Annotated in this window: 19 protein-coding genes; 11 read left to right on the top strand and 8 right to left on the bottom strand. The window is 44.1% G+C overall.

The window, feature by feature from the left end; genetic code table 11:
* Positions 1-177: 177 nt before the first annotated feature.
* The 7 genes from malT (at position 178) to AB6F11_RS05030 (ending at position 8,639) form a co-directional block, all read left to right on the top strand.
* The gene (malT, locus tag AB6F11_RS05000; protein ID WP_017061867.1) at positions 178-2,886 is read left to right on the top strand and encodes an HTH-type transcriptional regulator MalT; all 2,709 of its coding nucleotides are present in this window, start codon (positions 178-180) and stop codon (positions 2,884-2,886) included.
* 603 nt (positions 2,887-3,489) lie between these two features.
* Positions 3,490-4,410 (top strand): DUF368 domain-containing protein, encoded by a 921-nt coding sequence (locus AB6F11_RS05005; RefSeq protein ID WP_102321107.1) that lies wholly within the window; start codon positions 3,490-3,492, stop codon positions 4,408-4,410.
* 203 nt (positions 4,411-4,613) lie between these two features.
* The gene (locus AB6F11_RS05010) at positions 4,614-5,054 is read left to right on the top strand and encodes a hypothetical protein (RefSeq protein ID WP_017061864.1); all 441 of its coding nucleotides are present in this window, start codon (positions 4,614-4,616) and stop codon (positions 5,052-5,054) included.
* Positions 5,051-5,647, top strand: coding sequence for an SCO family protein (locus tag AB6F11_RS05015; protein ID WP_004732104.1), 597 nt, complete (start codon positions 5,051-5,053; stop codon positions 5,645-5,647). The genes AB6F11_RS05010 and AB6F11_RS05015 overlap by 4 nt, the downstream gene beginning before the upstream one ends.
* 85 nt (positions 5,648-5,732) lie before the next feature.
* On the top strand, positions 5,733-6,191 hold the full coding sequence (locus tag AB6F11_RS05020) for a copper chaperone PCu(A)C (protein WP_017064234.1): 459 nt from the start codon (positions 5,733-5,735) through the stop codon (positions 6,189-6,191).
* Positions 6,192-6,653: 462 nt separating this feature from the next.
* On the top strand, positions 6,654-7,718 hold the full coding sequence (rsgA, locus tag AB6F11_RS05025) for a ribosome small subunit-dependent GTPase A (protein WP_102398414.1): 1,065 nt from the start codon (positions 6,654-6,656) through the stop codon (positions 7,716-7,718).
* A 387-nt stretch (positions 7,719-8,105) separates the two neighbouring features.
* Positions 8,106-8,639: a DUF4136 domain-containing protein gene (locus AB6F11_RS05030; RefSeq protein WP_102394269.1), complete on the top strand. Its 534-nt coding sequence runs from the start codon at positions 8,106-8,108 to the stop codon at positions 8,637-8,639.
* 310 nt (positions 8,640-8,949) lie between these two features.
* On the opposite strand, the gene AB6F11_RS05035 is transcribed toward AB6F11_RS05030, so the two are convergent.
* Positions 8,950-9,141 carry a hypothetical protein gene (locus AB6F11_RS05035; RefSeq protein WP_102394268.1) on the bottom strand — a complete coding sequence of 64 codons (192 nt, stop codon included), beginning with the start codon at positions 9,139-9,141 and terminating at the stop codon, positions 8,950-8,952.
* 148 nt (positions 9,142-9,289) lie between these two features.
* Positions 9,290-10,258, bottom strand: coding sequence for an alpha/beta fold hydrolase (locus AB6F11_RS05040; protein ID WP_102394267.1), 969 nt, complete (start codon positions 10,256-10,258; stop codon positions 9,290-9,292).
* A 285-nt stretch (positions 10,259-10,543) separates the two neighbouring features.
* On the opposite strand from AB6F11_RS05040, the gene AB6F11_RS05045 reads away from it, so the two are divergent.
* A complete protein-coding gene (locus AB6F11_RS05045) occupies positions 10,544-11,551 on the top strand; it encodes an AraC family transcriptional regulator (protein WP_017081817.1) in 1,008 nt (335 codons plus the stop codon).
* A gap of 56 nt (positions 11,552-11,607) precedes the next feature.
* Here AB6F11_RS05045 and AB6F11_RS05050 read toward each other — a convergent pair whose 3' ends face one another.
* From AB6F11_RS05050 to AB6F11_RS05060, 3 genes are all read right to left on the bottom strand, one after another.
* On the bottom strand, positions 11,608-12,270 hold the full coding sequence (locus AB6F11_RS05050) for an OmpA family protein (RefSeq protein ID WP_029224309.1): 663 nt from the start codon (positions 12,268-12,270) through the stop codon (positions 11,608-11,610).
* Positions 12,271-12,458: 188 nt separating this feature from the next.
* Entirely contained in the window at positions 12,459-13,682 is a 1,224-nt protein-coding gene (locus AB6F11_RS05055) for an HlyD family secretion protein (RefSeq protein ID WP_017081815.1), read from the bottom strand.
* Positions 13,683-14,003: a hypothetical protein gene (locus tag AB6F11_RS05060; RefSeq protein WP_017072398.1), complete on the bottom strand. Its 321-nt coding sequence runs from the start codon at positions 14,001-14,003 to the stop codon at positions 13,683-13,685.
* A gap of 635 nt (positions 14,004-14,638) precedes the next feature.
* Here AB6F11_RS05060 and sstT point away from each other — a divergent pair.
* On the top strand, positions 14,639-15,853 hold the full coding sequence (gene sstT / locus AB6F11_RS05065; RefSeq protein ID WP_102394266.1) for a serine/threonine transporter SstT: 1,215 nt from the start codon (positions 14,639-14,641) through the stop codon (positions 15,851-15,853).
* 232 nt (positions 15,854-16,085) lie between these two features.
* Here sstT and AB6F11_RS05070 read toward each other — a convergent pair whose 3' ends face one another.
* The 3 genes from AB6F11_RS05070 to AB6F11_RS05080 form a co-directional block, all read right to left on the bottom strand.
* Positions 16,086-17,324, bottom strand: coding sequence for a tetratricopeptide repeat protein (locus AB6F11_RS05070; protein ID WP_102394265.1), 1,239 nt, complete (start codon positions 17,322-17,324; stop codon positions 16,086-16,088).
* A 363-nt stretch (positions 17,325-17,687) separates the two neighbouring features.
* Positions 17,688-18,290, bottom strand: a complete 603-nt coding sequence (locus AB6F11_RS05075; RefSeq protein ID WP_102394264.1) for a response regulator transcription factor — start codon at positions 18,288-18,290, stop codon at positions 17,688-17,690.
* Positions 18,291-18,301: 11 nt separating this feature from the next.
* Positions 18,302-20,197 (bottom strand): sensor histidine kinase, encoded by a 1,896-nt coding sequence (locus tag AB6F11_RS05080; protein WP_102394263.1) that lies wholly within the window; start codon positions 20,195-20,197, stop codon positions 18,302-18,304.
* 270 nt (positions 20,198-20,467) lie between these two features.
* Here AB6F11_RS05080 and dsrO point away from each other — a divergent pair, with 270 nt between their 5' ends.
* Positions 20,468-21,304 carry a sulfate reduction electron transfer complex DsrMKJOP subunit DsrO gene (gene dsrO / locus AB6F11_RS05085; protein ID WP_102279811.1) on the top strand — a complete coding sequence of 279 codons (837 nt, stop codon included), beginning with the start codon at positions 20,468-20,470 and terminating at the stop codon, positions 21,302-21,304.
* Positions 21,301-22,431: an NrfD/PsrC family molybdoenzyme membrane anchor subunit gene (gene nrfD, locus AB6F11_RS05090; RefSeq protein WP_102394262.1), complete on the top strand. Its 1,131-nt coding sequence runs from the start codon at positions 21,301-21,303 to the stop codon at positions 22,429-22,431. The genes dsrO and nrfD overlap by 4 nt, the downstream gene beginning before the upstream one ends.

Raw genomic sequence — 22,431 nt, forward strand, 5'->3', positions numbered from 1 at the left:
AGACACCCAAAAACATGCAGGAGTGCAAGGTTTCTGAGGAGGATCGTAGTCGGTAACGTTTGGCTTCACGTAATATGAGTAAAGACTTAAGTAATTAGGCTCATGTCATTGGAGTGCACTCAACGATAGATTGGGATATTCCAGAACATAGCCACGGAATAGGTGTAAAACTTCGATATGTGGATCCCTTCGAAACTGACTCGTCCCGGCCGCTTACATAATGCAATCCTACGACCTAGGGTTCTCGATCTGCTTCACAATGCAGATTGCTATAAGCTTGTGTTGTTCCGCTCTCCAGCGGGCTACGGCAAAACCACCATGGCTGCACAATGGTTGGTAGATAAACCTAATGTGGGTTGGTACAGCATTGATGATAGCGACAATGATGCCTTCCGCTTTATCAACTACCTACTTCAATCACTTAATAAAGCGACTCAAAATGCCTGTCCGAATGCCCAAAAACTGGCAGAAAAGCGACAGTTTTCATCGCTGCATTCTTTATTAAGTGAAGTATTTGCCGAGATGTCGGAATTCCATCACGAGTGCTTTCTGGTGTTGGATGACTATCACTTGGTCAACAATGACGACATCCACGAAGCCATGCGCTTCTTCCTCAAACACATGCCCGATAACCTAACGTTGGTTGTCACCAGTCGTGGTACGCCACCACTTGGTACAGCAAACCTGCGCGTTCGTGACTTAATGATCGAATTAGGTAATGACTCGTTGGCGTTTGATACCGAAGAAACCACACGCTTTTTCAACCAACGCGTAGCCGACGGCATTGATGACACCACGGCAGATAGCATTTGTAGTTATGTAGAAGGTTGGCCTTCTGCACTACAACTTATCGCGCTACAAGCACAACACCAAAAACGCACTCTTGCACAGTCCGCAGAGTCATTCTCTCACTTTAACCACGCCCATCTTTGGGACTACTTGGTTGAAGAAGTATTCGACCTGCTAGACAAAGAAACCCGACAGTTCTTGATGCAATGTTCTGTGCTTGATCACTTCAACGATGAGCTTGTGTGTGCACTTACACAGCGTGAAGATGCGTTAGGTATGATCGAATCACTCAACCGTTTTGGTTTGTTCATCTACCCGCTTGAAGGTGAAAAGAACTGGTATCGCTTCCATAACTTGTTTGGTGAATTCCTCGCACATGAGCGCCAAGCTCGAATTCCTCAGCAAGAAGCTGAACTGCATCGAAGTGCTGCAAAAGCGTGGATCAAGCAAAACACACCACACCAAGCACTACGTCACGCACAGCGTGCTGAAGATCCAGAACTGATCATTCAAATCCTGACTGAGCACGGTTGGCCGATGTTCAACCAAGGTGAGCTTTCGTCATTAGAAATGGCGATCAAACAGCTAACCACAGATCAACTATACAGTGAGCCAAAGCTTTCGATGTTGCGCGCTTGGCTTGCACAAAGTCAGCACCGTTATGACCAAGTGGGTACTTTGTTGGAAGAGGCTGAGACTCAATATCAAGCGCGAAACATTGAACTCGATACTCAGCAGCAAGGCCAATACAACGCCTTACGCGCACAAGTTGCCATCAACAGCAATGAGCCTGAGAAAGCATTGGAATTGGCTGAGCTTTCGTTGAGTCAGTTGAACACCACCGTTTATCGTAGCCGCATTGTCGCAACCTCGGTTGTGGGCGAAGTGAATCACGTAATGGGTAACCTAAGCCGTGCGCTACCGATGATGCAACAAACAGAAAAACTGGCACGTCAGTATCAGGTTTACCATCAGGCCCTGTGGGCGATTCTGCAACAAAGCGAAATCTTGATTGCTCAAGGTTATGTTCAAGCTGCATTTGAGCTACAAGACAGTGCATTCAAATTGATTGAAGAACATCAGCTGCAATACGTACCTCTGCACGAATTCTTGCTGCGTGTTCGCGCTCAGATCTTCTGGTGTTGGAACCGACTAGATGAAGCGGAAGAGTGTTGCTACAAAGGCTTAGATATCCTTGGTCACCACTCTCCGAGTAAACACCTGCACAGCTATTCTATGTTGGCTCGTATTTCATTGAGCCGTGGTGAGATTGATAAAGCGTCGAAATTTATCGACCAGATTCAGCACCTATTGCGTCAATCGACTTACCACGTAGATTGGACGGCAAATGCTTCTCTTTCTTTGATTCTGTTCTGGCAAGTAAAAGGCGATAAAGAAGCTATCCGTGATTGGCTGAGTGTGGCTGTTCGACCTGAATCGGCAAGTAACCACTTCTGCCAACTTCAGTGGCGAAACATCGTTCGTGCTCACATCATCCTTGAGCAGTATGAAGACGCCGAAGAAGCGCTGACTTTCCTTAAGAGTGAAGCCCAGCGTTCGCACCTGATTACAGACACCAACCGCAACTTGATCGTTGAAGCCGTGTTACGTACACAAATTAACGATGAAGACAGCGCACGAATACTACTCGAAGAAGCGCTTCATATGACTAACCAAACCGGTATGGTCGGTAACTTCTTGGTAGACGGTGGGACTATCGGGCATATCTTGGATAAGTTGAGCAACAAGCCAGGCTTAGGTGATTTAGAACGTCACCGCGCACAACAAATCATGAAAGATATTTCCGCGACCCAACGCAGCCGCTCGGTTCACTTCGATGAAGACTTTGTTGAGAACTTGGTTAATCACCCGAACATTCCTGAGCTTGTGCGTACTAGCCCACTCACCCAGCGTGAATGGCAAGTACTTGGTCTGATCTACTCAGGATTCAGTAATGAGCAGATCGCTCAAGAACTCGATGTAGCGGGTACCACAATCAAGACTCACATCCGTAACCTTTACCAAAAGCTCAACATTGCTAACCGTAAAGAAGCAATCAGCACAGCGGAGAACTTGCTGCAGTTGATGGGGTACTAAAACGGATTCGAGATTCGAGATTCGAGATTCGAGATTCGAGATTCGAGATTGATTCGAGAAAACATAAGCTAGTCACCGATGGTGGCTGGCTTTTTTTTCATCTGAAGTTTAGAACCTAAAAATGTAGGAATGGGAAAAGTAAAAAGACGATCACCAAACGACAGGCAAAAAAATAGCCAACCGCAATAATCGCGATTGGCTCTATATATTTGTGAACAAATCATAAGTTCACTAACAACGTCAGTTGGCTAGGTGACCCTCGGCTTAAGAAGGGTCAATGTATATAATGCAGTTAGCGTGCCAACTTTTATTCGACGTTTTATAAGCCCTGCACCGCATAAAAACCATGAATTTGTCATGCGAATTGCAAAGTGCATTTGCATATTGCAACCAAGATGCAATATCGATAAGGGATCAGTTTCATCTCTGCTCTTAATGACAAATCACTAAGTGGTTGTTATCTAAATGTTAGGCAAATATTCACTTCAACTTATTGCCTTACAATTAATAGAGTAATAAAAGCCCTTCCCCAAAAGCATATTCATACTTTTTTTACACTAAAGTTTGTATACTGCACAAAATCATCCTCAACTCTATGAAGCAATGAACTACTTAAGTACTTTTTTCAAAGGCATGGCAATGGGCGCAGCAGACGTTGTACCTGGCGTGTCGGGCGGAACCATCGCATTCATCACTGGTATCTACGATACGCTGCTAGAAAGCATTCGCAGAATTAACCCTAGCGTACTTGGCTTATGGAAACTCGAAGGCTTCAAAGCCGCGTTTAATCACATCAATGGTTTCTTCCTAATTTCACTGTTCGCGGGCGTATTCACGAGCATTGCGACATTCGCAAAATTGATTTCTTGGTTATTAGTCACCCACCCTGTTCCACTGTGGTCTTTCTTCTTCGGCCTGATCTTGGTCTCGGTTTTCCATATTCTTAAGCAAGTAGAGAAACGCGATATGATTCGCTTCGTGTTTTTGCTGCTTGGCGTTGCTTTCGCTTATAGCATTACCGTGCTTAAACCGCTGCAAATGGAACCAACCAGCATCAACGTATTGATTGCGGGTGCGATTGCTATCTGCGCGATGATTTTACCCGGTATTTCAGGCAGCTTTATTCTGCTCCTGATTGGCATGTATGGCCCCGTGCTTGGCGCCGTTAAATCATTTCAAGTCGATATACTTGCGCTATTCCTTGCGGGCTGTGTGATCGGACTGCTGACTTTCTCACATGTACTGTCTTGGCTATTGCGTTCATTCCGCGACTTCACATTGGTATTCTTAACCGGTTTGATGATCGGTACGCTGCCTAAGATCTGGCCTTGGAAAGAGACCATCAGCTGGCGCACAAACTCAAAAGGTGAACAAGTTCCTCTGATTCAAGAAAACCTATCACCGTTTGATTTTGAAGCGGTAACCTCTCAGCCTTCTCAGTTGGTCATGGCGATTGTGATGATGTTTGCTGCGATTGCATTGGTTTTAGGCCTGGAGAAGTTTGCAGAGCGTAATGCTGACTAATCATTCAGCCAGCTTCTGGAAAGCGTTTAGAACGGATAATGCTTAGAAATACTAAGCTCACATATCTATTAAACAGACAAAAGCGAAGCCAATGGCTTCGCTTTTTTAGTTCTACCATACGCACAAAATTGCTTTTTGATACAAGCACGTATTGAGGGGTGTGATAACATCGCCGCTCTTATAAAATTAAATGAGAACACGACATGCACTCTGCATTAAAGGTTGCTGCTGTTGGGATCGCTCTCGTGGCAGGCTTTTATGGGCCGCAAGCAATTCAGCAGTTTAAATCAGCGATGGAGCACTCAACTGCCGACGTCAGCTTGGATGATTACTGCATGCTTTCAACCACATCGTGTGAGCAGGAATCCATTTCAATGTCGCTTGACCGAGAAACCGCGCAACCTCTTCTACCCACAAAGATAAAGGTAGTTTGGGAAGGTGCTGCATCTGAGACACTGGTGTTATCGCTCACAGGTTTAGAAATGGAAATGGGATCAGCGCGTTTTCAATTAAAGAGCATTGGCAACAATACCTATGAAGGTGATGTGATTTTACCTGTATGTACTTTAGATAAAATGACATGGATCGGTGAACTCACTGATGGTGTCGATACTGTAAACCCTGCAATAAGGATGGCAAGATGAGTAGAAATTGGTCGTTAGCATTGGTTGTCGCTTTTGTACTTGGCTTTGGTGTCAAAAGCTATCTTGATGGGCAAAACGAAGTTCAAGAACAACACGCTGCAAAACAAGAGTTCTCCGCAACGACTCTTTTCGGCAAAGACAACCAACCAACGGAAATCTTTGACCAAACCGATGACAGAATTCGTATCGTTTACTTCGGTTTCACACGTTGCCCGGATGTATGCCCCACTTCTTTGGCTATGTTGGCCGGAGCACTTAACCAAGTTTCTGATGAAGCAAAAGCCAAGATTCGCCCAATGTTTGTTTCTCTCGATCCTGAACGTGATGCCGCTGAAGCCTCGTATGAATACGCGCAATACTTCCACCCGATGATGGAAGGACTAAGTGGTCCATTGGATGTCACAACGACTCTGGCTCATAACTACGGCGTTATTTTCAGAAAGACCAAGCTTGAAGGTTCAGAGTTGGAATACACCCTAGACCACAGCTCATATTTTTATTTTTTAAAGCCCGACGGTACCTTGATTACCAAAGTGCCGCATACGTTAACGCCAGCACCAATTGTTGAGGCTATCAACAAGCTGACGCAGTAAAACGTAAAAACAAAGAACTTAACTAATAAAGTTCGAACAAAAAGTCAGGTCCCAGACCAAAAACATAAAAATTAAGGACAACAACATGAAGTTAAAAGCACTTGCTCTAGCAGGCTTATTGCTAACCCCTTTTGCTCAGGCTAGTAGCGATATTATGGTTCATGACGCGTACGCTCGTGCAACCCCGCCTTCAGCAGTGAACAGCGCGGTGTTCACGACTCTGATAAACCACAGCGATAAAGATCGCGCTATTGTTTCTGCAACAACACCTGCAGCAGGTAAAGTAGAACTTCATGATGTAATCATTGATGGCGATGTTATGAAAATGCGCCAAGTTCAAGAAATCACCATCCCTGCAAACGGTGAAGCGGTACTTAAACCTGGCAGCCTACACATCATGTTGTTCGACCTAAAAAGTAGCCTAAAAGAAGGTGAGCAAATCGAGATGATACTGACCTTTGCCAATGGTGAAACACAGACCTTCGACGCACCAGTGAAGAAAGTGATGAGCGGCATGAAAAAGATGAACCACGACCATCATTAATCGTATTCACAATTGATAAAATAATTTAAGCCACGATGACTTCTCGCCATCGTGGCTTTTTGTTAAACTGAGCGCGCTTTTTATTCAAAGCCTGAACACATTAATAAACCAAGGAGAATAGAAGATGATTGTAATGAAAACACTAAAACTGGCAGTAAAAGTAACGCGTTAATTTGTTTGGTTAATCAAACTTTAATCTCGAACTACCAACATTAAGCCACCAGCTGGCTACCGCACACTTTTACCCGGTTTACGTTTGATCGCACATGGTCAAAGCATGCTCATTATGCATGAATCAATCCGGGGTCCTATCTATTGAATTCGACCCAAACTCTAAAGCAATTTTGACGTCTCGACGCTTTTTTAGCTTTTAACGCTTCTGATCTCACCAACAATAAGAGATCTCACAAGAAGTTAATGCTCTCATAAGAAAAGAAAGCTCGCACGTCTGGGTAAATAGACATGAATTCACAAAACGCATTTTCTCATCCAATGTCACTTCAACAACTTGGATGGCAACCTGTATTCCAACAACAACTGACACTCGAAGACTATGATCACTCCGTCATTGCTCGTATCGTCGCACATCACCGCAATGGCTATACATTAGCGTCAGAGCAAGGTGAAATTGTTCTACCCATCCACCAAAACCAACCGGCAATGACCGTTGGCGACTGGGTAATATTGAACTCTGAACTGCAATTCGATCGCTTACTAGAACGCCAATCGCTCTTTAGCCGAAAAGCTGCGGGCAGTCGTGTGTCTGAACAATATATTTCAGCCAATATCGACACAGTGTTTATCGTGGTTTCATTGAACAACGACTTTAATCTGAGTCGCATTGAACGCTACCTGGCACTCGCAAATGAAGCACAAGTTGAAGCGGTTATCGTCCTGACGAAGAAAGACTTGTGTGACGACTACCAAGACAAAGTACAACAGGTACAAAGCTTAGACCCGATGCTGATGATCGAAGCGGTCAATAGCCTAGATCAAGGCTCAACCCAAGTACTGTCACCTTGGTGTAAAACCGGCAAGACCGTCGCGCTAATGGGCTCTTCTGGTGTGGGTAAGTCGACTTTGGTTAACTCATTGCTAGGTGAAGCATCGCAGGCAACTGGTGGTATTCGTGAAGACGACAGTAAAGGTCGTCATACAACCACATCACGATCACTCCACTTGCTCGCATCAGGTGGCTTGCTTCTCGACACTCCAGGAATGCGAGAGCTACAACTTGCAGACTGCGCTGAAGGCGTGAGTGAAACTTTTTCAGACGTCAAAGAGTTAGCAATGCACTGCCGCTTCTCTGATTGTCATCATGAATCAGAGCCGGGATGCAAGATAAGGGCTGCCATTGAGAGTGGTGAACTGTCTGAAAGACGATTTACTAACTATCAAAAGCTACTGAGAGAGCAAGCAAGAAACGGCGCTTCTCTTGCAGAGCAACGCGCTAACAATAAGCAGCTTTCCAAAATGTACCGAAACGTACAGTCAGAAAGCCGCAATATTAAGAAAGGCTCAGCTTAAGCAGTTGGATATTGACGGTAATCTGAGTTAATCGCTCAACGCTGAGCTGAAACACCGAGCCCCACGTGTCAATCGCGTGGGGCTTTATCTACAAATTCCCTTCCTCATCAACAAGGGATATTAAGATATCGTCTGCTTCCGAAAGTAAAAATTCACCATTTATAATAGTTGGAATTTTTCTTAGCGAGTTAATCATCACGTTAATGATTCTCTTTATCCAGTTCAATATAATTCGCCCTTGAACAATAAAGTTAAAATACGATTAATCGCGTCACTTTTACTATCAGATTGACTGAATATAACGAACATAAAGTATCGAATACCGGACAAGTATAATCACCTTCAGAAGAAAATTTCATTTCAAACCACCTTCCAAGAAGATAGAAAATGCTTCGTCTAACCACCATATTATTAACGCTTCCTCTAGCTGCCTGCTCTACAATAAATACTGACTTCGATAAGCAAACCGATTTCTCAATGTATAAAACCTATGATTTCAGCTCGCCCGGGACTGCGGCAGAAGAGAAGAACAAAATACCGATTAGTATCGACTCAATCAGGATTGAAAGTGCGATCATTAAAGAAATGAGCCGCACAGGGGTTTCATTTGTAGAGGACGGAGGCGACCTATACGTCCGCTACCAACTTCAGCAAGCATCTGAACTTGTGTCTTCCGGCTCGTCATTTGGTATTGGCTATGGTTGGAACAATTTCCGTGGGGGAATGTCCACTCCACAAAATTATCACCAACAGACGTACGGACAATTGGTTGTAGAACTGATCGATGATAAAACCAACATCGTTGTATGGACCGCGAATTCAAGCCGGAAATTGACTCGCTCAATGAGTTCTAAGGAACGTGAAGAGCTGATTTACGAGGAGATCGCTGAAATGTTTCAACAGTACCCTTCGTACAAATGATTTTAAAACTTCTAGGTGATAACTTCTTCAAATATTGGCCATTGAGTGTACAGATAGAGGAAGCCTAGGCATTCAAGGAAGAAGGCACCAAAGCTGCATCATATTGTTATATACCCTCAACCTTAAAGCTAACGCTGTAACTCACGTCCGAGTGACGAGTTTCACTCCAATCACGTTAGGATCTCCATTTTCGTCTATATATAGCGAGACGTTTAAGGGCATGCCTAACGTACTCAAATGCTCTTTATGTACCAGGCTCGACTCTAAAACAGGATCGTGAAACATAATTGTTAGCGAGGGCAAAAAGCGGCTATTCAGCTTGATTGGCAAACCTAGAATATTCAAACGCGATAGCATTTAACAACTGAGGTAAGTCTTTAATATTGTGTTTATTAATTTCGATATAATCATCAACGAAGTGGTCTTTTTCTTCGGCTACCTTATTGATAGAACAACCTAATAATAGAATACAACTTAGCGCTAAAAGGGTTAGCTTCTGCATTTACCATGCCTTGATTAGTTTTAGATAAGGGATGAGGATAGAAGTGGTAAAAAGCTCGAAAGGCGCTCAATAAATCGACATTCACTTTTATTGAGCATGAACCTTCTCGTAGTTCCATTTCAATCATATTTACTCAGTCATTTAACTGTTATTGCGTCTTATCAATCCAATATTTCACCATTACCGAAAACTCTTGATACCTATCTTGATAACAAAAATGACCACTGCCTTTGAATACTGTTAACTCAGCATTCGACATACGTTTAGCTAAACGTTCTCCATTATCGACGTAAAGAATTGCATCGTTTTCTCCCCAAAATATCTGAGTGGGTAACTCTATTTTATCGAGCAATGGATCAACCGTTGCTAGACTTTTTGGGTAATCTTTAAACCATTGCATGACGGCAGGAATTCGATTGCGATAAGAAGCAATATAGTCGGAAATCTCTTCTTGATTGGGGCGATAGTTCGTATAGCAAACCTTGATACAGCCTTGAACTAAAGAGCCAGCCCCTGTCACTTTAAAAACAGTGCGCCAAAACGATGAGTCGACCATTTTTCGGATGGCGCTTGCATTTGACGAAGGATTAATTGCTGGACCATCGCCTATCAATAAGCTTTTGACATCATTGTCATATGTGCCCACGTAGTAAACGATCGCGGGCATACCAACGTCAGGCCCCAATAAATGTGGTTCTTGAATATCCAAATGATTTAAGAATTCTTTTAAAAAGTCGCCTTGAGCCTTGAAAGACATGTATTCAATCCCGCCCGCACTTCCGCCGAACCCAGGCATATCGTAAGCATATAGGTTGTAGTGTTCAGCCAACCCACTCCAGATAGGGGCATACGCAAGAATGCTTTGAGGAAAAGGGGAAAGCATCACAAGAGTCGGTTTACCAATCGCTTCAGAATGTGCGTATCGAATATCGACACCATTTATCTTGGTTCGCTTTATTGGCATGGATGGTGTCGTTTCAAATGTTGGGAACATTGGATAGTCGTTTTTTCTTCGCAACTGCTCCAAGCTTTTATATTCAGAAGTCAATAACATCAGTGCCGATGCGTTAATACGATCAAACACGCTAATTTTTTCTATCTTAGGAGTATGTGTCATTAATTAATCTCTATTTAATTCTCTGAAGTTAAAAGACGCTGAAACCATGATTAAAAATTTCCATCCAATTTATTTATGGTTCTCAAAAAATAGTATTGGGGTTTACTCAACTCAGTATTTACAGCTATCAACAATTGTAGTTAACACCATTGTTACTAATATTATCGCCACTACTTTACCGATATATTTGATGTTAACTAACATCGTTGGGGTCTGTTAAAACTCGTTAAATTACGTCATTTATGCTATGTTTATGACCTAATTCACAGAGGTTTGGATGGATCAATGACTATCAACACAACTTACTTTATAAGGGTAAATAGCCTGATGAATTTGTATTACAACGTATGTAATCAATATTATTCAGATCCAATCTCCCCACAGACAATTCCCCAATCCGCGTTTAATCACACAATGAACCTGTTGCCCATTTCTGAGGTATTTCAGCTTTATGAAGAACTCGAATGCTATACAAAAAATCCAAACTTTATGCTCGAGGCTGTGCGCCATTTCCGGGTCGAAGACTTGGGCGGATTAGGCCAATGGATGTTCTCTGGTCATGACTTAATGTCGACGATAAGAAAGGTAAATTACGGCATGGGGTGTATTCAATCCGGTGCTTTTTGGGTTGCTGCACCTGCGGGGTCTATCATCAAGTGGACTTACAACAATCAGTATGACGCAGAACACTTAGACGTTCATGACAGTATTAGAGTCGCTGTTTTGATGTTAAAGATATTGAAGAAATACCTTGGGGTAGATTTCGCTCCGATGCGCGTATTACTTTCTGGGGAGCGTGCGGATGAGAACCTATATCGAGACTATTTTGGCTGTGACGTAACATGGAATCATCATCAAACAGAGATCTGGTTTCATTCCAACTTACGCTTGGCAAATCTGGCTGAAAATCAAGATACCAAACAAACCTTTTCTTTAAATTTTGAGGACTTGGATCGATGCTTAGATATGCCCGATCCAAGCGATGATACTAAATTGGTTTATGAGGCCATCAATTACTCATGTCACTTTGGATTACCGACGCTCGAAAGAGTATCGAAATTATTTGGTCTATCTACACAAACATTTCAACGCAGATTCCACAAGTATGGCCATAACTTCACCGAAATGTGTGGTTTTGTCTTGAGTAATAAAGCCGTCAAGATGCTAAGCCAATCAATGCCTGTCGACGAAGTTGCCCACAAATTGGGATATAGCCACCTAGACAGTTTTACACATATGTTTAAGAAACATCGAGGCATGACACCAAAGCAATACCTCAAGTCATTAGAATAAAATAGAACATCCGCAAAATGTCTCTACTTGCGGATGAGAAAGATTGCATCACCTCGCTAGATGGCTTGGATACTGATCTCGACACGGCGATTGCAGGCTCTTCCGTCTTCGGTTGCATTGTCACAAATAGGGTAACGTTCACCAAGGCCGCTGGTACTGATTCGTCCACCTTTCACTTTTTGATTCACTAAGTAAGCTTTTACTGAATCAGCACGTTTCTCAGACAACTGCTGATTAGAAGCATCATTGCCAGTACTGTCGGTATAGCCTTTGATCTGCAAATACGAATCTGGGTACTCGACCAATATTCTCGCAACACCATTCAATGAATTGTATACCGTCGCTTCAAGTAGGTATTCACCAGAGCGAAAACCGATGCCGTTTTCCATCACCAACACTAACTCATTTTCACCAACACGCTTTACTTGAACGCCTGAATCTAGCAACTCCTGACGCAAAGCTTCCTCTTGTTTATCCAGTGAGTAGCCGACTCCTCCACCGATGAGACCGCCAGCCGTTGCCCCAATTAACGCTCTCTTTTTCCGTTCTTTTGAATTATCTCCAGACAGGAGACCAATCGCAGCACCAGACAAAGAACCAATCGCAGCCCCTTTTGTAGTGGAATTCGTTTCCATCTCACCAGTCGTTGCGTCCTGACGTTGAGTCGCCTGACAGCCCACCAAGCTCGTTAATAGCAACAGAGAGATAATAGGTTTAATGCATCTTTTTATTTCAGAAGATATGAATAGCATAAATATATTCCAGTTAAATTTAGACTTTCGATTAAATATTCACTGAATAGCAAACATATTAAAATTACAGACCACGACTGTGGCCCGTAATTTCATTAATAATCTTATTTTGAATAATTCGGAATTAAATAACCGAATTAACTCTGGTTCTAGATCTAGAAAGAGTAGAAGTAGTAAAGCTGCGACTTCATACGTAAAATGATTCCACGTATTACATCAAGAAACGCCATAAGCTCTGTTGGCTTTTCTCCGCTAATCCAAGCTAAACCAACCGAGCCGACTGGTACGCTATAGCCTTCAGGTTCAAAGACTTTCAACCTAACAAAGTGATGTTTGTTTTGTAGGTTCTTGCCTGTCGTAGAGCGAACATTCTGGTCAAAGCCAAGCAAGTTACTTTGCGCTTCGCCGGTTGCTTCAATAATACCTTCAACCTCTGCCGTGAATACTTTCCCTGGATAAACTGGCGTTGTAAATTCAGCCAATTGACCCGGTTTAACATTTCTAATCGCTTGATGATTCACTCTCATCAATACGTATTTCTCGTTGGTGTACATCTGCAATCGTGGAACTCTAGAAACAAGCTGACCTTCACGAAGAATAAAGTTAGTCACAAAGCCATCAGCGGGTGCATAAATCTTGGTGCTATCAAGATCCCATTTCGCTTTATTCACCTTCTGAATTGTTTCGTTAAAGTCTGACTGACGGGATTCAACCGAGAGTTCCGCTTTGGTTATTTGTAGCTTGGCTTTCTCTACATCAGATTTCTTTTTGCTCAGCTGTGACTCAAGCTTGGCCACAGTGTACACAGCAGAATCGGCGACCGTTTGCTGGTTATCAATCATGCTTTCAGTGATCGTATTACGCACGACTCGGTTTTGTTCAAGATAACGCTTCAACGTTCTTTTCTGTAAGTCTCTATTTGACTGAGCAGCTGAAAGCTCACTTTGTGTCATTTCAAAATCATGTAACGCTGCCTGATAGCTGGATTCAGCGATTTTTACTTCTTCAGCCGCAGTGCTAACCGCTACGTTTGCCGAGTCGCGCGAAATCTTCGCTTGTTCATAAGCAATTTGATAAGGCTCGTTTTCAATCTCATAGATTAACTGTCCTTTCTCAATGCGTTGGTTCGGGGTGATATAAATCTGGTCGACCTTGCCCGAGACATTGGTTGAGGTTGGGCGAAGCTGAATGTGAGGAGACTGCACCACAGAGCCTCCCGACAAATCCATTGGTGTATAGTTAATTAATCCTACCCACACAAATAACAACCAACCACTGCCTCCTAGATAAGCGAATGCTTTAGTCCCTGTGTTCCAAGGCATGCCAACAAGTCTTAATAAATAGATGAACAAACACCAAACCGCTAAACCTTCTAACATTTAGACATCCTCTGATTGATTAACTTGAGCCGGAGAATTCCATAAATCACGCAGTCGGATAATGGCTTTTTCAAAATCTACAAACGCAATGATAATGGCGAGAACCCACACCCAGTGCCAAATGAAGCCAATCCAAGTGAGCGCGGTAATCAACCCTATCTGATGGTGGTCAGTCTTATGAGCCTTTTGAATAGGGATCTCGTGAAGCTTCCAAAAACCGAACAGGCCAGCCGCTATGGTGCTGATCAGCACGATAGCGGCTGCTATATGTAAAACGGTATCTGCAGAGGTCTCTACATAAGGGATACTGATTAAACTCATTGCTCATACTCTTGTAAATTAAGACCAACACAGGATATATGCCACCCACTTACAACGGCAATTTTAGATAAATTACGTCATATAAAATAACATGATGATATAAATCACCAGATAAGGTGTGCGATATATCAAAGTAGCAAGGTATTAAGTTCAGTAGCCTGACGCTATTAAGGAGAGCTGATGAGATTCACAGCTAACGCTGCTTAAGTAGGTGGGAATGCCGATAGAAAGATTAGATAACGACAAAACATGGCAAGTCATGCACCAACGTAGATTAAGCAAAGTAGGTGATGTCTATGATGTCTGTTGAAGTGGCTTTTTTACCTATACAAGTTTAGGCAGCTATTTCCGAACACAATGTTTTTATCAGTAATGGTTTACACACCATAAATACTAGAACATTAAGCCAATGGAACATTATTCAGCAGACTTATACCTCAACAAAAGCACAAAAATTTAACATTTAGCTCTAAAAACACCACGCAGCGCAAACAATCACCCTAAAAGTAAACTATTCCTAGACACCCTCTTAGATCCCGCTAATATGACCGCCCATTCCACTAGTGTATAGTTGGAATCGGTACAACTTTATAAAAGATACATCACTATAATAAATTAACAATTGCAGGTATTTTATGCAAAATCACAACATGCTCGCCCGCATCGCTCGTGGGAATCTTGTCCTACAGATCCTTGCTGGTATTGTTTTCGGTGTCGTTCTCGCCATGGTTTCTCCTTCAGCAGCTCAAGACGCAGGCCTTTTAGGTAGTCTGTTTGTTGGTGCTCTGAAAGCTGTTGCCCCAATTTTAGTATTCATTCTTGTTGCAGCTTCTATCGCAAACCAAAAGAAAGGTCAGCATACTCATATGCGTCCAATCATCGTGCTTTACTTGATTGGTACTTTCTCTGCAGCACTTACAGCCGTAGTATTAAGCTTCATGTTCCCAACCACTTTGACACTGGTTGCTGGCGCGGAAGGTGCTACTCCTCCTCAAGGTATTGGTGAAGTTCTTCACACGCTTCTATTCAAGCTTGTAGACAACCCAGTTAGCGCGCTAATGAGCGCAAACTACATCGGTATTCTTGCTTGGGCTATCGGTCTTGGTCTTGCTCTGCACCACGCATCTGCAACAACCAAAGCGGTTTTCGAAGATCTAAGCCACAGTGTTTCACACATTGTTCGCTTCATAATTCGCCTAGCGCCATTTGGTATCTTCGGTCTAGTTTCAGCGACTTTCGCAACCACTGGTTTTGAGGCGCTAGCAAGCTATGGTCAACTTCTAGCGGTACTACTAGGTTCAATGCTCATCATTGCTCTAGTGGTTAACCCACTGCTTGTTTTCGTTAAAACAAAGCAGAACCCATACCCTCTAGTATTCCAATGTATTCGTGAATCAGGCGTAACTGCATTCTTCACTCGTTCAAGTGCTGCGAACATCCCAGTAAACATGAACCTTTGTAAGAAGCTAAACCTAGACGAAGATACTTACTCTGTATCTATTCCTCTAGGCGCAACGATCAACATGGCGGGTGCTGCAATCACTATCACTGTGTTAACACTTGCTGCTGTACACACTATGGGTATTGAGATTGATATCTTCACTGCGATTCTATTAAGCCTTGTTGCTGCAATTTCAGCATGTGGCGCATCGGGTGTTGCTGGCGGTTCACTGCTGCTTATCCCACTAGCATGTGGCCTATTCGGTATTTCTAACGATGTAGCGATGCAGGTTGTAGCGGTAGGCTTCATTATCGGTGTGATTCAAGATTCAGCGGAAACAGCGCTTAACAGCTCAACAGACGTCGTGTTCACTGCGGCTGTATGTAAAGCTGAGCAAAACAAAGCTTAATAAGCTCTTAAGTATTAGGCTTTCGCTCTAAGCTCTAAGCTCTAAGCTCTAAGCTCTAAGCTCTAAAAGCAAATAGCACATAAATAAAAAGGGAAGCATTCGCTTCCCTTTTTTGATCCTGTCATTCCTAACTCAGAGTGTCCCGTCTCCAATGGAGTGTGACTAAAATAAGCTGAGCTGACCTAAATGAGAGTTCAACTCGCTCGAACGCTCATCTCATCAAGCTACTGACTTAATTTTTGTTACTCCAATTGGTTTGGCTAAAGTCTAAAGACGCACTGCTAGGCGCTGGTGACGATGCATTATCTGTGCTTTGAGCCGAACCCGTTTGGGACGCTGCGTGTTGCTCTGGTGAATATTGTTGGTTGTGCTCTGGGTTGGAGTTCGGGGTTTTCATCTCGAAACTCATTTCAACATCGCTGCCTTGCACATTCGACTCGTCAATTTCCTCTTCTTCAGTAACCTCTTTCACCTTTTTAGGGATCGGGATGTTACGTTTGTAGAGTTTATTCAACGCCTTAATAACCGAATGTTTGGTGACGGCTTCTTGAGTCAATTTGGTCATGATTGGTTTCGTGAGAGCCTGCAACCCTACGACAGCATCAACCCCAAGTTCACCCCCAACTTTATCCCTCAACTGTTTTGCTTCTGAATAACCAAAATGAGCGGACAAAAACAACCAAATATAGGCAATCGCATTACCGTGTTCACCATGGTCAATCCAAGCTTCACCGGCTCTAAACATGGCTTCTGCACTGTTCTTTTCCGCGGCAGTCTCAAAACAGTAAACAGCCTCACCATGATTGGGCTCCACACCAACACCATTCAAATAACTCAAACCTAGTTTGATTTTTCCGTCTAAGTTGTTTTTATCTGCGGCCTTTTGGTACCACTCGAATGAGCTTTCGGCTGAGTAATCTGGGTTTTCTCTGTCTAGACACCACTCCCCCATAAACAGCATCGCTTCGGTGTTTCCGCCCGTCGCTGACTCTTCGATGTAGGTATAACCCTTGGGGATATTCTTATCGGTTCCGCGACCAAAAACGAGCGCTTTACCCATCTCAAACTTCGCAACCATATCGTTATCTAAAGCTGAAATAGCGAGCTGCCAAAAGTTGGCTTTTTCTCTTAAAATTAAGTCTTCTTTACGCTTCATACTCATGCGTACAATGCCGTACATGCCGGTGACATTATCTAAATGCGCGGCTTTATCGTACCAATATAGGGCTTCCTTAATATTGTTACGTTCAGCCTCTTTCGCCAAATACAAAATCGATGGAACATGGCCGGTTTCGGCTTTGAAGTTACGCTCTTTTTGCTCTTGGATGCGTGCTTTTTCAATCGCCTTCCGGTAAGCGACAGCACGAGCTTTACGTTCTTGTTCCACTCGCTGCTTTCTTAACGACAAAGAAACCAGCCATACGGCCACAAGTATTAACGAAAGAGCCGTCGCACCAATTGCGATTCCCATTGTACTCATAGAATATTTTAACCTAACTCAGCAGATACAAGACTCGACGTTGAGAGTGTGTTCTACCCATAGTGAATGTTATGTTTCGAATTACAGGGAAAAGTGCAGTTACTGGCACGTTCCGCCTTAAAATGAACTTAGTTCAGTATCTCAGGATTACATTGCGATAAGAAGCCTAGGGGTTTCAATCCGTATGCAGTCCATAGACGATGTGATCTTGCTTCAATATAAATAAATGATGAAGGCTGCCTTTCATCAGGAAAGTCCTAAAGCTTGGTGACGAACTTGATGTTTTCCAATCAATAGTTTCGTACAACCTTCATACAGCTTTAGTTCAAATGGCATACAGAAATAGCTCTATGCCTAGGTCAATTGACCGTATATGTAAGCCAACTCGGCAACCGTCTTCGCCGAAAACTTCTTCATCAAACTCGCTCGATGTACTTCCACCGTTCTCATCGCGATACATAATTCATCGGCAATTTTCTGGTTACGTTTGCCATCAATGATCTGCTTTAGTATGTCTATTTCGCGTTCAGTTAACGACGCATACGCTTGGCGATGCACGTTCATGTGTAAGTGCTTTTCAGAAGCCTCTAGCCCTTGTTTGATTGCCTGAGCCAATTCGCTGCCCTTAACCGGTTTTTGGAAGAAGTTCACCGCACCGGCTTGTAGAGCCTCTACCGCCATTGGCACATCGCCGTGGCCCGTCAGATAGATCACCGACAGTGGGCTCTGCGCTTTCACCATCAATTCATGAACTTGTTGCCCTCTCATTTCAGGCATTCGGCTGTCTAACACCACGCACCCCGGCGCACTCAAATCCACTGAATCCAGAAAGCTTGGGCCATCTTCATAGGCTGACACCATAAAATCATGCTCTTCCAATAGGAACACCAATGAGTCACGCATCGACTCATCGTCATCAACCACATAGACCGGTAACGTTTGATGAAGTTCAGACATAACAAGATTCCTTATGAATCATTTGAAAGAGAAAAAGGTAACGTCACTGCGACGTGACAGCCATGAGGAGTCAATGATTTGATGGCCATTTGGCCACTGTGGTCTTCAATCACATCTTGGCAAATCGCAAGCCCTAAACCCAAGCCATTTTCTTTGCTACTCACAAAGGCTTGAGTGACTTGTTGTTCGGTGAAATCTAAACCCGTGCCGTTATCGATAACCGACAGCATCATTTTATCCGGTTGATACTCGGTAATCACTTTAATTGTTGGTGGCTCGCTGTTTTTGTTATCAATATCAGACGCAGCGCTTTGTTCGCGGTGTTGTTGTGCGTTACACGCGTCAGTAGCATTGTTGATCAGGTTTACAATCACTTGCTGCAATCCCACAGGATCGACATGCAGTTGGATTGGCTTACCTACAGCGTGGCGCTCAATGGTTATCTTGTGTTTCTGTAATCGAAATTGCAGCAGCTCAATGGTGTCTGTGAGTAACTGCTCGATGTCCGTCTGAGACTTATCTGATGAGCGTTTCTTTATCATGTTTCTTAAGCGTTGAATGATCGCATCAGCACGATCCACTTGAGACTGAATCTTCTCAAACACAGGTTCAATATCGGTCAATGGTTTGTTCTTCGAAATCCGTAATAAGCCGCCTTCGCTGTAGTTGCGAATGGCCGCCAAAGGTTGATTGATCTCGTGTGCCAAGCTGCTTCCCAGTTCACCAACCACCGCGATACGTTGCGAATGTTCCAGCTGTTCACTCTTGCTTTTCAGCTTGTGTAGCGTCGCTTCTAACTGTTTTTTACTGCGGCTGAATTTGTACTCTAACCAGAAGTGGTAAGCATTCAGTAACACGACAAAAATAAAGAACGCCCAAGCCCACTGTTGATTGTATTTAAGCCAGATTAACGCTTCTTTCCACCAAGGTTGTTGCAGTGGGTGTATGTCGAGTTGCTGATAAAGCTTGTCGATTGAGAGCAAGCTTGTGGGTGACGTCCAACCCGAAGCATTCGCAGCAACGGCTGGCACACTGCTTTTTGGCATTGAAAACAGCACCTGACTCATTTGCTTAGCTAATGCCGAAGAGGCTCGCTCTGTTTTAGCAAACGACCAGTTGGAATACAGAGGCGTAGACACTTGGCATCGAAAACCTTCAGGCGCTTGATTACCGATAACACGATACTGACCCGCCACCAGCAAGCCTTCACTGATCATGCTCTCGACCAAACAAGCTGGCACCACAGCCGCTTCAATGTGTCCTTCTCGCAGTTGGTACAAGCTGGCATCGATAGGGAAACCTAAGAACTGCGTATTGGAAAAAAAGTGGTTGGGATTAAGCCCTTCTTGCATCACTTGATAACGCATTGTTAAGTAACCACCAAATGCATTTTCCGAGACCGCTGCAATCGGCTTACCACTGAGTTGTTCGAAAGAGATATAGGGCGACATTCTTCTTACCACTAAAGCAGAACCAATGCTGCGGGTATTGTTAGAACTTGGCTCTTCGAAGTTATGACTGGTCATAGTCGCCATCCAAGAAAGCGCGTACTGTCGTCCTAAGCGAACCGCCTGACCTGGGTTAGTAATAACGAAATCGACCGTCACATCTTTCACCGCTTCGGCCATCTCTTCCAAATTAAAAGGCTTGAGAACAAAGTGCTTACCCGGAATACGCTCAGACAGCCAATCCATCGTAGGCTGCCAACGCTGCTGCGCCGCAAGTTTTCCTCGGGTCGCCAACACGCCAACCTCGATAATCTGATCGGGTTCACCTGTATTTTGGTTTTGGTTTGGGCTTGAGCTTGGGGCTGCTATCACTTGTTCTGATTGAGCCGCTAAACACACTCCTGCGGTTAGGCTCAGCCAACAAAGGCTAACGACTGTCATTAGGTTTCGAACTGTCACTGAAATCTCTTTCTCCAAGCAGATTGTTTATTCGATTTATTCTCTCGTCATTTCACTTTTTCTTGAAGCTGACGACATGTCCAACGCTTAACTCACCCTTTAGAGCGCTTGAGATAAGCCTCTAAAACAAAGCATAACAGCTAGATAGCGAAAACCACATTTGTTCTAGATCAACTTTGATCTGGGTATGTGGAAATCCACAATACCCCGTTAACGGTCAAAAACTGACAATGAGCCTAACAGATCGAATACCCATTTATAGGTACCTATATGGACTCATTGAAAAGACGGTTTCTCAGCCAATTTGGTAAAGTTTCCGCCGGCGCTGCGCTCATTCCCATTACCGGAATCAACACCGCAGTCGCGAGCACAGCCATTCGCAATAACAACCAGCCTGACCGCAAAGGCGAAGTAGGCAAGCGCTACGCGATGGCGATTGATTTACGTAAATGCGTTGGCTGTCAGGCATGCACTGTTGGCTGCAGCGTTGAAAACCAAGCGCCGATTGGCCAGTTCAGAACCACCGTAAAACAATATGAAGTCTCCCTTGATGATGGTTCGACAGCTCAGCAAGACGTGAAATCATTCATGTTACCTCGCCTATGTAATCACTGTGACAACGCACCCTGCATCAAGGTTTGTCCTGTTCAAGCGACCTTCCAACGTGAAGACGGCATTGTAATGGTCGACAACGAACGCTGCGTAGCCTGTGCTTACTGTGTTCAAGCTTGCCCTTACGACGCTCGATTCATCAACAACGACACCCTTACCGCAGACAAATGCACCTTCTGTGCACACCGCCTTGAAGACGGTTTACTGCCCGCTTGTGTCGAAACCTGTGTTGGTGGTGCTCGTGTGATTGGTGACCTCAAAGACCCAAACAGCGAAATTAACCGCCTGCTCAATGAAAACCAAGACGACATAAAAGTGCTTAAACCAGAGCAGAATACCAACCCACATGTTTTCTATATCGGCATGAATGAGCGATTCGTTAGCCACATTGAAGGCCAACCTGCGATTTATGATCCAGCCGCCATCGATAACTCATCCTCTAGCAAACAAGAATTGGCAATCGCGACACAAGGCAAACAAGGAGAGACAGCATGAATATCACTGAGGTGTTAGTTCCCGCTCAAGAGATCGCTTGGCTACCGTGGGCGGTTCAATATTTCTTCTACATTGGTTCGGCTTACGCGGCCGCTATTCTGTTTTTGATTGCACTGATATTCAAGAACTCAACCAGCCACCAATTTCGTTCTGCCCTTGTGCTTGTGATGGCCATCGGCGCGATTGTTGGCCCACTGGCGCTAACCGGTGACTTACACCAACCTGGCCGTGCGTGGCACTTCTACGCTCACATCACACCTTGGTCATGGATGTCATTGGGCTCTCTGTTTCTACCTTTGTTTTCTGGTCTGGCTGTTGCGACTGCTTGGGTTTACCTGCGTGATGACATCGCACAGCTCAAAGAGAGTGAAAACCCACTTCTAAAACGTTTGTCTTGGCTGACGCTAGGTAAATGGCAAATATCATCAAAGCTGATGATTGCACTCGCTGCTGTGACGGCTATTTCGGGCCTAAGCATCGCGCTTTATACAGGCGCAGAGATTGCGATTTTGGCGAGCCGACCGCTTTGGCATCAACCGGCTTCTCCACTACTTTGGTTCACTACTGCATTCTTTGCTGCAACGGGTTTAACGCTGTTGATTTGGGCTCTTCTGCCTTCAAGCAAGCCAAGCTTAAAACCAACAGACCTAGCTCTGATACAAAGAACCATTACCTTAACGGGTGGCCTTGCCATCATTCTCACGTCGATTTGGGCATCTAACCATGGTCACTTCAGCCTGTATGAGAATGACGCTTGGGGCATCAATTTAGGCATCATGACCACCAGCATTTTGCTGTGCATGATCTTGGTTCTACCACTGCAACGCCTATCGCAAAGTAAGCTAGGAATTATCTGTGTTGCGCTTGCGACCATAGTTTCTGCATGGGCGGTACGTTGGGTCACCATGATGGAAGTTCAAACCATTCCACGTTTCGATGTTGGCCCATTCCCTTATGAACTGCCGATGGGTAGCGCAGGATTACTCGGCATTGTTGGTATGTGTGGTCTTTGGTTAGCACTTGCGTTGTTCGCCTCTGAGATCGTGTCTACTGGTTCTGCACCAAAGACAACATCGAAGCCAAACCAAAATACACCTTCACCACTTAACCGCTCACATAGCTTGTAG

Source organism: Vibrio sp. 10N.247.311.14, from assembly GCF_041467715.1.
Lineage (GTDB): Bacteria > Pseudomonadota > Gammaproteobacteria > Enterobacterales > Vibrionaceae > Vibrio > Vibrio crassostreae_C.

Coding starts and splice junctions, on each gene's coding strand:
- malT (WP_017061867.1), top strand. CDS start 178: ATGTGGATCCCTTCGAAACTGACTCGTCCCGGCCGCTTACATAATGCA.
- AB6F11_RS05005 (WP_102321107.1), top strand. CDS start 3,490: ATGAACTACTTAAGTACTTTTTTCAAAGGCATGGCAATGGGCGCAGCA.
- AB6F11_RS05010 (WP_017061864.1), top strand. CDS start 4,614: ATGCACTCTGCATTAAAGGTTGCTGCTGTTGGGATCGCTCTCGTGGCA.
- AB6F11_RS05015 (WP_004732104.1), top strand. CDS start 5,051: ATGAGTAGAAATTGGTCGTTAGCATTGGTTGTCGCTTTTGTACTTGGC.
- AB6F11_RS05020 (WP_017064234.1), top strand. CDS start 5,733: ATGAAGTTAAAAGCACTTGCTCTAGCAGGCTTATTGCTAACCCCTTTT.
- rsgA (WP_102398414.1), top strand. CDS start 6,654: ATGAATTCACAAAACGCATTTTCTCATCCAATGTCACTTCAACAACTT.
- AB6F11_RS05030 (WP_102394269.1), top strand. CDS start 8,106: ATGCTTCGTCTAACCACCATATTATTAACGCTTCCTCTAGCTGCCTGC.
- AB6F11_RS05035 (WP_102394268.1), bottom strand. CDS start 9,141: ATGCAGAAGCTAACCCTTTTAGCGCTAAGTTGTATTCTATTATTAGGT.
- AB6F11_RS05040 (WP_102394267.1), bottom strand. CDS start 10,258: ATGACACATACTCCTAAGATAGAAAAAATTAGCGTGTTTGATCGTATT.
- AB6F11_RS05045 (WP_017081817.1), top strand. CDS start 10,544: ATGACTATCAACACAACTTACTTTATAAGGGTAAATAGCCTGATGAAT.
- AB6F11_RS05055 (WP_017081815.1), bottom strand. CDS start 13,682: ATGTTAGAAGGTTTAGCGGTTTGGTGTTTGTTCATCTATTTATTAAGA.
- AB6F11_RS05060 (WP_017072398.1), bottom strand. CDS start 14,003: ATGAGTTTAATCAGTATCCCTTATGTAGAGACCTCTGCAGATACCGTT.
- sstT (WP_102394266.1), top strand. CDS start 14,639: ATGCAAAATCACAACATGCTCGCCCGCATCGCTCGTGGGAATCTTGTC.
- AB6F11_RS05070 (WP_102394265.1), bottom strand. CDS start 17,324: ATGGGAATCGCAATTGGTGCGACGGCTCTTTCGTTAATACTTGTGGCC.
- AB6F11_RS05075 (WP_102394264.1), bottom strand. CDS start 18,290: ATGTCTGAACTTCATCAAACGTTACCGGTCTATGTGGTTGATGACGAT.
- dsrO (WP_102279811.1), top strand. CDS start 20,468: ATGGACTCATTGAAAAGACGGTTTCTCAGCCAATTTGGTAAAGTTTCC.
- nrfD (WP_102394262.1), top strand. CDS start 21,301: ATGAATATCACTGAGGTGTTAGTTCCCGCTCAAGAGATCGCTTGGCTA.